14 protein-coding genes are annotated in these 16,156 nt (G+C 68.1%); 4 read left to right on the top strand and 10 right to left on the bottom strand.

The window, feature by feature from the left end:
* Position 1: 1 nt before the first annotated feature.
* Positions 2 to 622: a histone deacetylase gene (locus tag V9K99_RS27585; protein ID WP_337006661.1), complete on the top strand. Its 621-nt coding sequence runs from the start codon at positions 2 to 4 to the stop codon at positions 620 to 622.
* On the opposite strand, the gene V9K99_RS27580 is transcribed toward V9K99_RS27585, so the two are convergent.
* On the bottom strand, positions 612 to 2,714 hold the full coding sequence (locus V9K99_RS27580; protein WP_337006659.1) for a M6 family metalloprotease domain-containing protein: 2,103 nt from the start codon (positions 2,712 to 2,714) through the stop codon (positions 612 to 614). The genes V9K99_RS27585 and V9K99_RS27580 overlap by 11 nt on opposite strands.
* 150 nt (positions 2,715 to 2,864) lie before the next feature.
* Here V9K99_RS27580 and V9K99_RS27575 point away from each other — a divergent pair, with 150 nt between their 5' ends.
* Entirely contained in the window at positions 2,865 to 4,223 is a 1,359-nt protein-coding gene (locus V9K99_RS27575; protein WP_337006657.1) for an NAD-dependent succinate-semialdehyde dehydrogenase, read from the top strand.
* 136 nt (positions 4,224 to 4,359) lie between these two features.
* Positions 4,360 to 5,310 (top strand): trypsin-like serine peptidase, encoded by a 951-nt coding sequence (locus V9K99_RS27570; protein WP_337006655.1) that lies wholly within the window; start codon positions 4,360 to 4,362, stop codon positions 5,308 to 5,310.
* A gap of 45 nt (positions 5,311 to 5,355) precedes the next feature.
* Here V9K99_RS27570 and V9K99_RS27565 read toward each other — a convergent pair whose 3' ends face one another.
* Complete coding sequence (locus V9K99_RS27565; RefSeq protein WP_337006653.1) at positions 5,356 to 6,000, bottom strand: excalibur calcium-binding domain-containing protein; 645 nt, start codon at positions 5,998 to 6,000, stop codon at positions 5,356 to 5,358.
* Between the two features lie 318 nt (positions 6,001 to 6,318).
* Positions 6,319 to 6,543, bottom strand: coding sequence for a winged helix-turn-helix transcriptional regulator (locus V9K99_RS27560; RefSeq protein ID WP_337006651.1), 225 nt, complete (start codon positions 6,541 to 6,543; stop codon positions 6,319 to 6,321).
* 182 nt (positions 6,544 to 6,725) lie between these two features.
* On the opposite strand from V9K99_RS27560, the gene V9K99_RS27555 reads away from it, so the two are divergent.
* Positions 6,726 to 7,238 (top strand): PaaI family thioesterase, encoded by a 513-nt coding sequence (locus tag V9K99_RS27555; RefSeq protein ID WP_337006649.1) that lies wholly within the window; start codon positions 6,726 to 6,728, stop codon positions 7,236 to 7,238.
* A gap of 1 nt (position 7,239) precedes the next feature.
* On the opposite strand, the gene V9K99_RS27550 is transcribed toward V9K99_RS27555, so the two are convergent.
* From V9K99_RS27550 to V9K99_RS27520, 7 genes are all read right to left on the bottom strand, one after another.
* Positions 7,240 to 8,517, bottom strand: a complete 1,278-nt coding sequence (locus V9K99_RS27550) for an aminotransferase class I/II-fold pyridoxal phosphate-dependent enzyme (RefSeq protein WP_442914748.1) — start codon at positions 8,515 to 8,517, stop codon at positions 7,240 to 7,242.
* Positions 8,518 to 8,571: 54 nt separating this feature from the next.
* Positions 8,572 to 10,971, bottom strand: a complete 2,400-nt coding sequence (locus V9K99_RS27545; protein WP_337006645.1) for a transglycosylase domain-containing protein — start codon at positions 10,969 to 10,971, stop codon at positions 8,572 to 8,574.
* Between the two features lie 155 nt (positions 10,972 to 11,126).
* Complete coding sequence (locus V9K99_RS27540) at positions 11,127 to 11,504, bottom strand: DUF2255 family protein (protein WP_337006643.1); 378 nt, start codon at positions 11,502 to 11,504, stop codon at positions 11,127 to 11,129.
* Positions 11,501 to 12,238, bottom strand: coding sequence for an MFS transporter (locus tag V9K99_RS27535; protein WP_337006641.1), 738 nt, complete (start codon positions 12,236 to 12,238; stop codon positions 11,501 to 11,503). The genes V9K99_RS27540 and V9K99_RS27535 overlap by 4 nt, the downstream gene beginning before the upstream one ends.
* Entirely contained in the window at positions 12,235 to 12,432 is a 198-nt protein-coding gene (locus V9K99_RS27530) for a hypothetical protein (protein ID WP_337006639.1), read from the bottom strand. The genes V9K99_RS27535 and V9K99_RS27530 overlap by 4 nt, the downstream gene beginning before the upstream one ends.
* 37 nt (positions 12,433 to 12,469) lie before the next feature.
* Positions 12,470 to 13,516 (bottom strand): LacI family DNA-binding transcriptional regulator, encoded by a 1,047-nt coding sequence (locus V9K99_RS27525; RefSeq protein WP_337006637.1) that lies wholly within the window; start codon positions 13,514 to 13,516, stop codon positions 12,470 to 12,472.
* 4 nt (positions 13,517 to 13,520) lie between these two features.
* A complete protein-coding gene (locus tag V9K99_RS27520) occupies positions 13,521 to 15,911 on the bottom strand; it encodes a glycoside hydrolase family 3 N-terminal domain-containing protein (RefSeq protein WP_337006635.1) in 2,391 nt (796 codons plus the stop codon).
* Between the last annotated feature and the right edge of the window lie 245 nt (positions 15,912 to 16,156).

Raw genomic sequence — 16,156 nt, 5'->3', positions numbered from 1 at the left:
GATGCAGCGAGTCTGGTACGTCGCCTACGGGTCCAATCTCGCGCTCGACCGCTTCCGCTGCTACCTCGCCGGCGGCCGCCCGGCCGGTGGCGCACGCGTGTACCCAGGCTGCCGCGACCACACCGACCCCGACCGGATCGTGGCAGTCGAGGTGCCGGGTGGATTGGTGTTCGCCGGGGAGTCGAGGGTGTGGGGCGGCGGGTCGGCGTTCTACGACCCGACAGCGCCGGGGCGAGTGGCCGCGCGGGCCTATCTGCTGACTCCGGAACAGTTGGGCGATGTGGCCGCCCAGGAGATGCGTCGCGAGCCAGGCGGTGAATACGCCCGCGACCTGACCGCCCTGCTCCCGGACGTCGACGCGGTCCACGCGATGGGCCCGGGCCGCTACGAAACCGTGGCCCGCGTTGGCGAACAGGACGGCGTACCGATGTTCACGGTGACGCATGGGACGGTGGGCGATCTCGAGCCGAAAGCGCCGACCATCCCATACCTCCGCTGGATCGCCGCCGGCCTGACCGAGGCCCACGGCTGGACCGCCGTCCGGGTCGCGGAGTACTTGATCTCCGCGCCCGGCGTCGACGGCGTGTGGACGGTGGACGAGCTGGTTGCTCTTACTGCTTGACCGCGATGCAGGTCGCGGTGGACTTCTTGGTGGGGTCGCTTTCGGAGATGGCGGTCAGGGTGATCTTGGCCAGGGGTGATGTGCCGGGCTTCGCGTGGACCGGGACGGTGGTGTGTTCGCCTGCGTTGGCGGTGGTCAGGGCGTTGGGGAGGGACATCGACCAGCCGTTGCCGTCGATCGTGGCGCTGAGGCGGTAGACGTCGCCCTTGAGGTACGACGTGACGTCCTCGGGGTGCTGGGTTCCGCCGCCGGCCTTGCCGGTGTTGGTGAGCGGGAACTTGCAAGTGAGTACGCCGTTCTGGGCCTTCACCGCGGCCGTCGGGAGGACGCGGACGCCGCGCTTCTGCGGTCCGGCGCCGTCGAGCGATCGGATGGCGACCGTGTAGGACAGGACGCCCTGCTGATCCCGTTTGACGTTGGTGATGTAGAAGTGCAGACGGTTGGCGGTATCGGTGTACTCGTATTCGCTGCCCGAGTTCGTGCCCGCGTGGAACAGGGCGTCCGACAGTTGACGGTAGTCGCCGATGGTGATCGGGACCTCGGTACCGTCGGGCAGCACGTAGTCGGTCATGTTGATGTTCTGCGGGTTGGCGTCGACGACCCACTCGAACGGCGCCCGGTCCTCGTTCTTCGTCTTCGCCAGCAGGACGCCGGAGTCGGGGGTGAACGAGTCGGTGCCCATCCGGTCGACGACCTCGACCGTGTAGTTCTGGTACCCGCGGCCGTCGCACATCGGGTCCGTCGCGACGTTGCACGCGGGCGCGAGATCACCCGCGGCGCCGAGCTCGACGTTCACCCCAGCCAGCCCCTTCGGGCCTGGTTGCACGGTCCGCGCGGTGACGTCGGCGATCACGACACCCGAGGTCTTCAATGCATCGCGGGACAGCCGGAGGACGTTCTGCTCGTCGACCATCTGCAGCTTGATCTTGTTCCGCAGCATGTGTTGTGCGCCCATCGACGCACCACCGGTGGCCGGGATCATCCACCGGCTGTGCGGTCCACCCGGTCCGTTGAAGCTGCCCCGGCTGAGCATCTCCCAGATACCGGTGTACGCGCGCCGTGGTGGGACGCCGTACGGATTGTTGTAGTTGTCGCCGATGCCGAGGATGTGGCTCAGTTCGTGCGCGTAGACCGCCATCCCGGAGCTCTCCGCCTGGGTCGACGAACCGCCGCCCGCGTTCGGCCAGATCGACGCACCGGCGGCCCATGAGGTCCAGTCGACGTACCGGGTGTTCGACCAGTTCGGCAGGGCCGGGTCCGGCGGGCCGAACTCGTCGGTGACGTCCTCCTTGGTCGGGAACTTCATCATCCCGAACTCCTGCCAGGTGGACGACTCGTCCTGCCCGGCGCTCAGGTAGAAGACGAAGTCGAAACCGGCCGGCACCTCGGGTCCGGTGGCGGCGACCCAGGCGGCGCGGGCGTCGGTCCGGATGTTCTTGGTGCAGTTGTCGCCGGCCGGACAGGCGGTGCCGCCCTGGAACTCCATCGCGTACTCGTGCGACTTGCCGGGCATCCGGTACGGGCCGAACCCGGTGAGCTCGACGCCGTACCGGCCGCCGGAGTCCTCCATCCAGTACTCGTGGATGGTGTGACCGCGATTCAGCGCGCCGGGGGTGTTGAGGAAGTTCTTGTAGAACTCGGCGACTTGATCCCTTGGTACGCCGTTCGCCTCGGCACTCGGGTTGCCGAACGGCGTCGACCCCTTCGGCTTGGTCACGACGAAGTCCTGGTTCGGGTAGTCGACCAGCACCAGCGCACCCTTGAACGTCCTGGTCGACCCCTTGACGTCCGGGTCGGCCCAGTTCGTCCCGGGCGGCTTGCGATAGTCGCTCCAGGTCATGTGGTCCGGGTTCTCCCAGTTCTGGGGATCGATCGGCCCCGGCAGACCGTTGCCGGTCGTGGAGGCGATCCGCTGCTGCTCACCCGACTCCTGCCACGGCTGCTTCTGCGGCCAGTGCGGGTACTGCCAGGCGTTGGCGGGATCCGGGGGCGGGCTGGCATCCGGCGACGCAAGCGCCAGACTCGGCACAGACACGGCAACCAGTACGGCGACCAGTCGCAGGACAACACGAAACTTCCGCTGCTCAGACACGGGCGGGCATCCGATCACTCAGGGCGGGACAACGGGCTGCCATGAGCTTGCCTTGTGAACACCCCTGACTACAACAGATGAGACCACTGTATACAGTATGGAGAGAAGTGGTTAGCCTGGGCGCTTGCGTCGTCTGTGGATGGAGGAGCCATGTATGTGCTGACGAATCCTGCGAACGGGGTGCTGGTCGAGGAGGTGGCCAACTCGACGGACGAGGAGGTGCGGGAGGCGATCGGGCGGGTGCACGCCGGGTTCCCGGGCTGGCGTGGCCGGTCGGTGCAGGAGCGGGCCGCGATCGTGGCCCGGGCGGCGGACATCTTCGAAGCGCGGACCGACGAGCTGGCTGCGGTGATGACGCTGGAGATGGGGAAGCGGATCAACGAGGGCCGCGGCGAGATCGGGATCGTGGTCGACATCTTCCGGTACTACGCCGAGCAAGGGCCGGCGTTGCTGGCCGACGAACCGCTGAACATCAAGGGCGGCAAGGCGGTCATCACCAAGAGCCCGATCGGTGCGTTGGTCGGGATCATGCCGTGGAACTTCCCGTGCTACCAGGTGGCCCGGTTCGTCGCGCCGAACCTGGTGCTCGGCAACACGATCCTGCTCAAGCACGCGTCGATCTGCCCGCGCTCGGCGCGCGCGATCGAGGAGGTACTGCGGGAGGCCGGCGTACCGGACGACGTCTACGTCAACACGTACGCGTCCAGCCGGCAGATCCCGGCGATCCTGGCCGACCCGCGGATCATGGGCGTCTCGCTGACCGGCAGCGAACAGGCCGGGGTGGCGGTCGCCGCCGAGGCCGGCCGGCACCTGAAGAAGACCGTGCTCGAACTCGGCGGCTCGGACCCGCTGATCGTGCTCGACACCGACGACATGGACGAGACGGTCAACGCCACCGCGACCGCGCGGATGCGGAACTGCGGTCAGTCGTGCAACGCGCCGAAGCGGATGATCGTGCTCGCCGACATCTACGACGAGTACGTCGACCGGCTGACCAAACGGGTCGCGGAGTACTACGTCCCAGGCGATCCCGCCGACCCGGAGACGAAGCTGCCACCACTCGCGTCGATCGCGGCGGCGGACGAGGTCGCGGCCCAGGTCGCGAAGGCGGTCGAGCAAGGCGCGACGCTGCGGACCGGCGGTCACCGGATCGAGCCCGGCGCGTACCTCGAGGCGACCGTGCTCACCGATGTCGCGCCCGGCATGGACGCGTACTACGAAGAGATCTTCGGGCCGGTCGTGATCGTGTTCCGGGCCGAGACCGAGGACGACGCGGTCCGGCTGGCCAACGACACCCCGTTCGGTCTCGGCGCCAGCGTGTGGGGGACCGACCCCGATCGCCTCCGCCGCGTCGCCGAGCGCATCGACGCCGGCATGGTCTACCTCAACCGCGCCGGCGGATCCCAGGCCGACCTCCCGTTCGGCGGGATCAAACGCTCCGGCATCGGCCGCGAACTCGGCCCGGCCGGCATCGAGGAGTTCATGAACAAGAAGTCGATCCGACTATGACCTTTTGAAGCGCTCGTTTTCCGCTTATCGTGGCGCACCTGAAGTGACGGACCGGTGACACAGTGAAACCGGTCCGGCCAGATCGTTCCCGTGAGCGCGGCCGGCACGCCCACCGGCCGGGAAAGAGTGGCTACAGATGATGCGATTCCGCCCCGCCTTCATCGCAACCCTGTGCGCCGTCGGCCTCGTCGTACCGCTGACCGGTACGGCGACCGCGGCGCCCACCGCGAAACCGTCGCCGGTGTACGAGCAGGCCACGACCAAAGCCGAGCAGGCCAAGGTCAGAGACTTCTGGACACCCGAGCGGATGAAGTCCGCCGTACCGATCGATCGGCTGCTGAAACCGAAGCAGGGCCTGGCCGGCAAGGTCGCGGCAGCCGGTAAGCCGACCACAGTCGCGCCGACCGCTTTCCCGAACGGAGGTGGTCAGTGGACCGGTGGCGGCAAGATCGTCAGCACCGAAGGCCGGGTGTTCTTCACCTATCAGGGCCGTACGGCGTCCTGCAGTGGTACGGCGGTGACGAGTACGAACGAGAGCACCGTCATCACCGCCGGGCACTGCGTGAAGCTGGACGGCGCATTCCACACCAACTGGGTGTTCGTCCCGGCGTACAACAACGGCAGCACGCCGTACGGGACCTGGACGGCGAAGAAGACCTACGCGACGCCGCAGTGGGTGGCCAGTGAGGACATCAACTACGACGTCGGCGCGGCCGCGGTGAACCCGCTCAACGGCCAGAACCTCACCGACGTGGTCGGCGGGCAGGGCATCGCGTTCAACCAGGCGCGCGGCCAGAACATGTACGCGTTCGGTTACCCGGCCGCTGCGCCGTACGACGGTTCGAAGCTGATCTACTGCAGTGGGTCGACGTTCGACGCGTTCATCTCCGACGGGATCGGGATGACGTGCGACATGACCGGCGGCTCGAGCGGCGGTGGCTGGTTCCTGCAGTTCAGCGAGTCGACCGGCGCCGGCATCGTCAACTCGGTGAACAGCTACAAGATCAACTTCATCCCGACCTGGATGTTCGGCCCCTACTTCGGCACCGACGCCCAGAACGTCTACAACACGGCCCAGGCCGGCTGATTCAGAACGGGTGGGTCGCACTGCGGCCCACCCGTGCGTCATTGATCAGGAGTTGCCCTTCTCGCAGGCGATGCCGTCGCCGTTGCGGTCGAGCTCTTCGGTGTAGCCCGGCTGACCGCGGAGCAGGGGTGCTTTGCCGGCCGCACGGACCTCGGCGCAGTTCTTGTACGCGATCGCGTCGCTGGTGCTGACGGGTTCGGTCGTTGGGTCGGTGGTCGGCACCGGCGTCGTCGACGACGGCGTCGGTGTTGGCGACTCCGACTCGGTGGGCGTGGAGCTGGGTGTCTGCGACGGCGTGTGCGTCGGCGTGTGCGTGGGCGCCGTGGTCGGGGCAGTCGTCGCCGGAGCGCCGGTTTCGGGCGCGGTCGGCGTGTCCTCCGGCGCCGGGGTCGTCTCGACCTCGGACGTCGGCGCAGCGGTGGTCGACGAGTCGTCGCCGCCGGTGAACGGGTTGAACAGCACCAGGCCGATCGATGCGAGGACGACGGCAGCGACCGCGCCGAGCTTGACGATGCTCGGACCGCCGTACCGGCCGATCGGTCCACGGACCGGACGACCGTCCTCGTCGACCCAGAACGCCCAGCCGGACGGCGCGGGCGGCCAGGACTCAGCAGGGCCCCAGCGTTTGGGTGGACGCCACCTCGCGTTCGGCGGGTCGGGCCAACCGGGTGGCGCGTTGAACTGCCTCACTCAACCTCCCCCAGATCCCCGAGGTTGTTCTTCGCCGGTGCAGCCTACCCAGTACTGCGCGAGAAGTGGGGACCGGGGCCGGAAAGCCTTGTTTTCATACGTTTGACCGTCGGCGGCGCGCACCCGGACCCGGTCGCGGTACGGCGTCACGCGGTGACAGAACGGTATGCCCGGCCTCGCAGTGGACCTCGGTGTGGACGACTGCGCCGCAGTCTCGGTGGGTGATGGTGAGCGGTGAACCCTCGTCGCCGACGAGGTACTTGTCACCCCAGTCGCGGATCGCGATGAGCAGCGGGTAGAGGTCGAAGCCCTTCTCGGTCAGCCGGTGCTCGTCGCGCTGCCGGGCGCCGGCTCCCGGTACGGCACCCGGCGGAGGATGCCGTGGTCGACGAGGGTGCCGAGCCGGTTGGACAGCACCTGGCGCGGGATGTCGGTCCGGATCCGCAGGTCGTCGAACCGCCGGATGCCGTTGAACACCTCGCGCAGCACGACCACCGTCCACCGCTGTGCTTTTGGCCGGGCCTTCGGCGCCGGCGGGGTCACGGGGCTTTGACTCCCGGCCTTCCCTCGTCGCTCCAGTCGCTTCGCTCCCTACGCTCCTCAGTCCAGGTCGGGAGGCCCCATGACCACGTACGACGCATTGGACTGGTCGGTGGACAACCGCCCGATCGGGTGAGGGCTAGGTCTCGTTGACAGACCCAGGTGCGTGATGTGACGCTCGGTCCATGACTGAGACCCAGCAGGCGACCCGCAGCCGTACGTTCTCCTGGTCCGACCCGGCGCTGACAGCCGCGTCGCTCGGCGCGGTCTCCGGGCTGGAGATGCTGGAGGCGATGCGGGACGGGAAGATCCCGGCGCCGCCGATCCTGCAGCTGGTCGGCGGGACCGGGTTCGAGGTCGAGGAGGGCCGGGTCACGGTCTTCATGCCGGCGGCGGAGTTCCACTACAACCCGCTCGGCACGGTGCACGGCGGGATCATCGCGACCCTGCTCGACACCGCGGCCGGCTGCACCGTGCACTCGACGCTGCCGGCCGGCGTCGGCTACACCTCGCTCGACCTGATGACGCGCTTCCTCAAGCCGGTCACGATCGCCTCCGGCGTGCTCCGCTGCGAAGGCTCCATCATCACTCGCGGCCGCCGTACCGCCGCCGCCGAAGCGCGCCTGTTCGACGAGCGGGGCACCCTGTTGGCGCACGCCACCTCGACCTGCCTGATCTTCGAGATCCCGGCTCAGTAGCTCAGCCCGCGGCGTGCTGCTTCTCGAGGCCGACGAGGCGGACGCAGGTCGCGAGGCCGGAGATGGCTGCCTCCACTTCCGGTAGCTCGGGGTAGGTGGGGGCGATCCGGATCGTGCGGTCGTCGGGGTCGTCGCCGTACGGGTGACTCGCGCCGGCCGGGGTGAGGGCGATGCCGGCGTCCTTGGCCTTGGCGACGACCGCGCGGGCACAGCCCTCCGGCACCTGCAGCGTGATGAAGTAGCCGCCGGCCGGGCTGGTCCACGAGGCCAGGCCGGTGGCGCCGAGCTCAGCGGTGAGGATCTTGTCGACCGCCTCGAACTTGGGCCGGATCAACTCGGCCAGGTCCCGCATGTGCTCCCGCAGGCCGTCGGTGTCGCGGAGGAAGCGCACATGCCGGAGCTGGTTGATCTTGTCCGGGCCGATGCTGCGCTTCGAGGTGTGGCTCAACCACCAGGCGACGTTGGCGGGGGAGGACCCGAAGAACGCGACACCGCAGCCGGCGAAGGTGATCTTCGAGCTCGACCCGAACACGAACGCCCGGTCCGGATGACCGTGCTCCGCGCACAGCGCCAGCACGTCGGCGATCTCAGTCTCCACGTCGGTCAGGTGATGGACGGCGTACGCGTTGTCCCAGAAGATCCGGAAGTCCGGCGCCGCGGTCTCCATCGCGGCCAGGCGCCGTACCGTCTCGTCCGAGTAGACCGTGCCGTCGGGGTTGCTGTACTTGGGCACGCACCAGATGCCCTTCACCTGTGGGTCCGCGGCGACCAGCCGCTCGACGACATCCATGTCCGGGCCGTCCGCGGTCATCGGCACCGGGACCATCTTGATGCCGAACCGCTCGCACACCGCGAAGTGTCGGTCGTACCCGGGCACCGGGCAGAGGAACGTGATCTCCGGCTCGTCGACCCAACGCCGCTCGGCACCTGGTACGGCGCCCAGCAAAGCGAACACGATCGCGTCGTGCATCAGCTCCAGGCTGGAGTTACCGGCCGCCAGCAGCTGATCGGCCGGCACCTGCAAGGCGTCGGCGAAGATCGCGCGCAGCTCCGGCAGTCCTTCGAGCCCGCCGTAGTTGCGGAGGTCGACCCCGGCCGCGGAGACCGGCGCGTCCAGTTGATCGAGCATCCCGTTCGCGAGGTCGAGCTGACGTGGTGACGGCTTGCCCCGCGTCAGGTCGAGCTTCAGTCCGCGCGCGACTAGGGCGTCGTACTCCTGGCGGGCGCGGTGCAGCTCGTCGACAGTCACGGGAATCCCTTTCAGCTGAGGCGTTTGCAGACCACAGCCTAGTGACTCACCGAACCTGTCCGCCCGCGGATATCCACAGGACGGTCAGCGGCCGCGGCCGCAGTTCGGATACTTGGGGTCCCACGGTCCACAGGTCGGGAAGCCCGGCGGCGGCTTGATGGTCGGCGGCTTACCCGGAATCGTCGGCGGTGTGGTCGGTGGCGGGGTCGGCGCCTTGCTGCCGTTGGAGAGGAACAGCGTCACGGTCGCACCCGCCGGCGCGCCGTCCTCCTGCCGCGGGGTGGTGTAGGCGACGGTACCCGCCGCGGCGTCCGAGTCCACCGGCGCCGGCGCGACCTGGGCCTTGAAGCCCATCGCCAGCAGCTTGGCGATCGCCTCGGCCGGCGGCATCCCCTTCAGGTACGGCAGATCCTTCACGTCGCCGCGGATGGTCTTGTCGTCCGGCTGCACGAACCGGCTCGTCGGCAGACCCTGCAGCGCGGCCTGCATCGCCGCCTCCCAGATCGGGCCCGCGGTCCCGGAACCGGAGGCGTCGCGCATCTTCTTGCCGTTGAGCGTCTGCCCGATCAGGTTCGTGTACGGCAGGCTGGCGTCGGCCACCACCGAAGCAGCGGCCAGCCTGGTCGAGTAGCCGGCGAACCAGACGGCCTTGTTGAAGTCGGTGGTTCCGGTCTTGCCGGCCAGATCGCTCTTCCCGAACTTCAGCTTGGCGCCGGTGCCACCAGGCTCCATCACCTTCTCCAGTACATAGCTCACGCCGTCGGCGACCGACGGTGACAAGGCCCGTTTGCAGCTCGGGCCCGGTGTCGGAACCGGCTTGTTCTTGCTGGTCGTGATCGCGGTGATCACCTGCGGCTTGCAGTACATCCCCCGGGCCGCGAACGTCGCGTACGCGTTGGCGAGCATCAACGGCGTGACCAGGCCCGGCCCCAGGGTGTACGAGACGACCTGGTTCAACGGGTTCATCGTCTGGGCGTCGTACATGCCGAGCTTCGATGCGATGGTCGCGATCGGGCACAGGCCGATCTGCTGGGACAGCTGCAGGAAGTAGGTGTTCGTCGACGCCCGGGCCGCGTCGATCATGGACGGGTCCGGAACCGTCTTGGTCGAGTTCACCGGGTTGTAGTCGTCGGCTTCGGTCGTCCCCGTGCAGGTGCTGAACTTCTTGCCACTCAGCGGGAGCACCTGCGGCGAGGCGATCCGGTACGTCATCGGGACGCCCTTGCTGATCGCGGCTGCGATCGTGAACGCCTTCATCGTCGAGCCGTTCTGGAAACCGCCGTACCCGCCGGGATAGGACTTCTCGACGTTGTAGTTGTACGACGTCTGGCCCTTCTTGCTCCCGTACGGGCGGCTCTGCGCCATCGCCTTCACCAGGCCGGTCCCGGGCTCGACCAGCGTGACCGCGGCGACGGCGGCATCGGTCGGCTTGGAGTGTTTCTTGATCGACGCCTCGGCCGCCTGCTGCATCTTCGGGTCCAGCGACGTCCGCACGATCAGGCCGGCGGTCTCGATGTAGTTCTCGGCGTCCTCCGGGGTCTTGCCGAACGCGGGGTTCTCCTTGAGCTTGGCCACGATGTAGTCGCAGTAGAACGGGTACTTCGAGTTGGCGCAGCCGTTCGGTACGTTGCGGACCTTGGTCTTGTCGATGACCGGCGTACTGATCGCCTGCCGGGCCTCCTTGGCCGAGATGATGCCGAGCTCCTGCATCCGGCGCAGTACGAGGTCCCGGCGATCCTTGGCCCGATTCGGGTTGTTGGTCGGGTTGTAGCCGGTCGGGTTCTTCACCAGGCCGGCCAGAAGCGCGGCCTGCGGCAGGTTGAGCTTCGAGGCGTGGACGCCGAAGTAGTGCATGGCCGCGGCCTCGACGCCGTACGAGCGATCGCCGAAGAAGGCCAGGTTCAGATAGCGGTTGAGGATCTCGTCCTTGGAGTACTGCTTCTCGATCGCGATGGCGTAGCGCAGTTCGGCGACCTTCCGCTCGTACGTCTCCGCGGTGGCGGCCTGGATCTCCTCCGTCGTCCGCGCCTTGGCGATCAGGCTCAGCTTCACGTACTGCTGGGTGATGCTCGAACCACCCTGCTGCACCGAGCCCTGCGACTGGTTCCGCAGCAGCGCGCGCAGGGTGCCCTTGGCATCCAGCGCGCCGTGCTCGTAGAACCGGTCGTCCTCGATCGCGACGATCGCCTGGAGCATCACCGGGCTGATCTGCTTCAGCGTGACCGGCGTCCGGTTCTCCTGGTAGAGGGTGGCGATCAGCGAGCCGTCGGCGGCCAGGATCTGGCTCTTCTGCGCCAGCGGCGCCGTCTTCAGGTCCTGCGGAAGGTACTGGACGGTGTCGTGCGCCTTCTCGGTGGTGACTCCGGCCAGGCCGGCGAACGGAAGGGCCAGCCCTGCGACGAGCGCGCCGCAGAGGCCGCTGACCAGCAGGAACAGAATCACCGACTGAACGACGTTGGGCCGGGCCGGCTCGCCTCTGTGCATGGTCCGGCAGATTACGTCAGGACAGGGCTTTCCGGGACCTTTTCGTTACAGAGTTAACGCATCTGCCCAAAGTTCTCACCAATCGTGACCGTCCGCTCACTGTCGGGCGCCTTCGCTCAGAAGCCGGTCGGTGGGCGGAGATCGGCTCGGCCGCCTCAGCCGCGGGGGAGGAGGTGGAGGGTGGATCGGGCGGCTTCGGGACCGACGACGGTGGCGACGATCGCCTTGCCGTAGCGGTCGTACTTGGTGTGGTAGGCGGCGTCGATGGATTCGTGTACGTCTGGAGCGGCCTCGGTGAAGGTGACGTCGCGTTCTATGCCGCCGGCTTTGATGCGGCCTTTGCCGCTGGTCTTCGCGCGGCGGTACCACGGGTTGTCGGTGCCGTAGGCGGAGCGGATGTAGAGGTCGTCGCCCACACGGACGACCCAGATGATGATGTAGCGGCGGAGGGTGCCGTCCTTGCGCAGGGAGGCGACGCGGAGTTCGGTGGCGTTGCCGATTCGGTCGAGTTCGTCTGCGGTCCAGGTGGTCACTGCTCGGCTCCTTCTCCGAAGAGGATTAGCATCCGGACGACGTACGCACCACTGCGCTCGCGACTCCGGAACAACCGTAGCGGCATGATCGGCTGCTCCGCCCGCCACTCGTTCGCCACCAGCACCACCAGCAGTACGACGCCCGCGACCAGTGCACCGATCGTCACCGCCGAACTCCAGCCCGCCTCGGCCGAGTTCACGATCCCGAACACGATCGCACCCACTCCGAGCGTGGCGGTCAACGCGCCGATGCTGTCGAAGCGTCCGGTACGGCGTTCTGACTCGCCGAGGTACTTCCGCGCGGCCACCATCAGGGCCAGCCGGACCGGCAGGTTGATGAAGAACCCGGCGCGCCAGGAGATCCAGTGTGCACAGGCACCGCCGACGACCAGCCCGAGACTCGCGCCGATTCCCGCGGTGGCGCCGTACCAGCCGACCGCACGCGTGCGTTCGCGACCCTCCGGGAAGTTTGCCGTCAGCAACGACAGGGAGGTCGGCGCGACGAACAACCGCCGTCGGCCGATCAGATCCCCGGCCCGTGCGCCGAGCAGCAACAGACCGCCGAACACCAGCGTGTACGCGTCCTGCACCCACGACAACGCCGTTGCCGAAAGCCCCAGCTCGGAGCGGATGCTCGGCAGGCCGGTGAAGATGACGGAGTTGTCCAGCAGGATCATGAAGTAGCTGGCCAGGATGATCGCCAGGATCGCTCCCGGCCGGGCGCGCGAGATCACGGTCGGACCAGGACCTTCAGTGCCTCGCGGTCGTCCATCGCACGGTAGCCGTCGGGGACTCCGCCGAGGTCGACGGTCCGGTCGAACACCTTGCCCGGGTTGACGGTGCCGTCGAGGATCCCCGGCAGGAGGCGCTCGATGTAGGAGCGGGCCGGCGCCGGACCACTGGTCAGGGTGATGTTCGGCCCGAACAAGCTCGGGAAGCCGACCGGCGCGTCGGAGTGGCGCGGGTCAGGAGGCGGCGATCGAGGTGACGGGGTTGGGGGCGGCTGAGGCCCGGATGATGAGGGTGGTCGCCAGCTCCACGTGGTGGGAGTCGACCTTTTCGCCGGCCGCCAGTTGGAGCGCTGTGCGCAGGGCGACGGCGCCCATCTCGCGGAGCGGCTGCTTCACGGTGGTGAGCGGTGGCGACGCCAGCCGGGCCACCTCGGTGTCGTCGAAGCCGACGATGCTGAGGTCGTCGGGGACGCGCAGGCCGCGCGCGCGGGCTGCCTCCAGGATGCCGAGGGCGACCTCGTCGCTGCCGGCGAAGATCGCGCTCGGCCGATCCGGCAGGTCGAGCATGGTGGATCCGCCGGCCAGACCGTCGTCGTACAGGAAGTCCCGCAGCCAGATGTACTCCGGCGGCACGGGTGCGCCGACGGCTTCCATCGCGCTGCGGAAGCCGCTCATCCGGGCCTGGTTGCAGCCCGACGTCGGTGGTCCGCCGACGTACGCGATTCGGCGATGGCCTAGGGACAGCAGGTGCTGGGTGGCGGTCATCCCGCCGGCGAAGTTGGTCGAGCCGACACTCGTCACGTCCGGCTGCGGGATGTTGGCCGGGTCGACGACCACGAGCGGCAGCCGGGCGCGGGACAGCGCGGCCAGGTCGGCGTCGGCCAGTTCGCTGGTGATGCCGATGGCGGCGCGCCGGCCGTTGGCGATGAGTTCGCGGATCCAACGGGCCGTCCGGCCGGCGTTCGAGGTCTGAGGGTGCTTCGGATGCGCGTTCAGTACGACGTCCACGCCCGCCAGCTGGCCGGCTTCGACGACACCTTGGATCACCTCGACCGAGTAGGCGTTGACCACGCCCTGGTAGAACAGCTCGACCGTGTCCCGCTCGACCGGTTCCGGCCGGCGACCGACGTACCCGTGCCGCTCGAGGATCTCCTGCACCCGCGCACGGGTGGCCGGCGAGACGTCGCTGCGCCCGTTGAGCACCTTGGAGACCGTGGCGACCGACACTCCGGCCGTGTCGGCCACGGTGGCCAGGGTGACGCGCCCCTTCAACCGCGGCATCTCATCACCCTCCTCCTACTCCCTCGTCGACCACCGGCGTGAGATCAACCGGCGTGGTCAGCGTGCGATCGTGCCCTACCACCCTCACATCCCCGGTAACCCGGACAAAAGCCCGACACGGCAGGTCCGCCGACGACGTGCCGATCATCACCTCAACGTCACCCGGCTCGACGATCCGGCGCAAGTCCGGGCCTGTGTACGCGGTGCGATCCGCGTGCACACGGAAGGTGACATCCATGGCCGCTCCAGGCTCCAGCGACACCCGGGCGAACCCGGTCAACAGCTTCAGCGGCCGGGCGATCCGCGCCACCACGTCGTGCAGGTAGAGCTGGACCACCTCGTCACCGGCTCGCTCACCGGTGTTGCGGACCCGCACGGTCGCGGTGAACTCACCGTCGTTCCCGATCTCGGTCGCGCTCATCCGCAGGTCGCCGACCTCGAAGCTGATGTAGGAAGCGCCGTACCCGAACGGGAACTGTGGCCGGACCTCCAGCCCGCTGATCCCCGCACTCTCGACGCTGCCGAGCGCCGGCTGCAGGTACGTACCGGGCTGCCCACCCACGTGCCGCGGGATCTGCACCGGCAGCTTGCCGCTCGGCACGATCCGTCCACTGAGTACGCCGGCGATCGCGGCCGCACCCTCTTGACCGGGAATGAACGCCTGCACCAGGCCGGCCACCCGATCCGCGAAATCGCCGAGTGCGTACGGCCGACCCGACACGACCACCACGACGACCGGCGTGCCGGTGTCGAGGACCGCTGACAACAGTTCTCCCTGTACGCCGGGCAGGCGCAGATCCTCCGCGTCACAGCCTTCGCCGGAGGTGCCGTGTCCGAACAGTCCGGACAGGTCGCCGACGTACGCGACGCACAGCTCGGCGTCGCGCGCCGCCGCGACCGCTGCCTCGAACCCGGACCGGTCGTCGCCGGTGACGTCACAACCCTTCTCGTGCACGAGTTCGACGCCTGGCAATTCATTGCGCAAGGCAACCAGCGGGCTGAGCACCGAGATGCCGAGACCGCGGCCGGGGTAGCGCGGCAGCACGTGATTGGGGAACGCGTAGCAACCCATCAGCGTGCGCGGATCGCCCGCCGATGGCCCGACCACGGCGATCTTGCGCAGCTCAGGACTCAAAGGCAACGCGGATCCCGCGTCGAGCAGGACGATCGACCGCTCGGCGAGCTGCTGAGCGATCTCGCGGTTCTCGGCCGAGTCGAGGTCGATGCCCTCGCGGACCGAGCCCTCCGGGGTCCAGTCGGGATCGAGCAGGCCGAGCTTGACCTTCTGCAGCAGTAGTCGCCGGGCCGCGCGATCGATCAGGTCCTCGGAGACCTCGCCCGACGCGACCTTGTCGGCCAGGCCCGCGAACCCGATCGTGTCCGGCAGTTCGACATCGGTGCCGGCCGTCAGCGCGACCACACCGGCGTCGGCGTTGTCGACGGCGACGCGATGCATCGACGAGAGGAACGGCACCGCCCAGTAGTCCGACACGAGGGTGCCGCCGAAACCCCATTGATCGCGCAGTACATCGGTGAACAGCCAGGGGTCGGCACTCGCGGGGAGGCCGTCGATATCGGAGTACGAACTCATCACCGACCCGGCGTCGGCGGTCGCGATCGCGGTCTCGAAGGTCGGCAGGATGAAGTCGAGCAGCTCACGACGCCCCATCGACACCGGCCCGTGGTTGCGCCCCGCCCGCGACGCCGAGTACCCGGCGAAGTGCTTCAGCGTCGCGATCACACCGGCACTCTGCAGACCACGGACGTACGCCGACCCGAGCATCGCGACCAGATACGGATCCTCACCGATCGTCTCCTCGACCCGGCCCCACCGATAGTCGCGTACGACGTCCAGCACCGGTGACAACCCTTGATGCACACCGACCGCGGCCATGTCGCGCCCGATCGCCGCGGCCATCCGCTCGACCAACTCGGGATCGAACGTCGCACCCCACGCGATCGAGGCCGGATAGACGGTCGCGCCGTACGTCGTGAAGCCGGTCAGGCACTCCTCGTGCACCAGCGCGGGGACGCCGAGCCGCGAGCCCTCGAGGACCACCTTGTGCTGCCGGATCACTTCGGCCACGCCGTGCTCGACCGATTGCGGGACACTGCCCCAGACCCGGGTCAAGTGGCCGAGGCCGTGCTCGCTCGCCTCCTCCAGCGACAGCGAACCGCCGACTGCGAACACGTCCTCCATCGGCGCGACGTTGATCGTCTCCTCTTCGGGGAGCTCGTGATCGGCCATGTCGTTTCCGGCCCACCGGCTGCCGAGTTGCGCGATCTTCTCCGGCAGCGTCATCGCCTGCAGGAGGAGCTCCGCCCGCTTCTCGGGTGCGAGCGCGGTGTCGTACCAAGGCCGGTCCGACGGGGTGGAGGAGGTCGGCGTGGACAAGAAATTCTCCCTTAACCTGGACCCTTTGCCGTGACAAAGTATCGAAAACTTTTCGAAGATTCGGGTGCTGATCGCCGAACTCGCCACGGTACTCGGGAAGTCTGCGGATCGCCTGTGACAGCAGGGATTCCGTGACCTCACTGTGACCCCAAAAAGTCGGTAGTTCAAGTCTTGACAGCGAAACTCCCGAAATCTACGTTACGAAACATAGTCTTAATCGGGGTGCTTGCGGTCGCTGTGGAGCA

Source organism: Kribbella sp. CCNWLW201, from assembly GCF_037203805.1.
Lineage (GTDB): Bacteria > Actinomycetota > Actinomycetes > Propionibacteriales > Kribbellaceae > Kribbella.
Note: the sequence above shows the minus strand (reverse complement) of the source record. Positions and strands in the feature narration are given on the sequence as shown.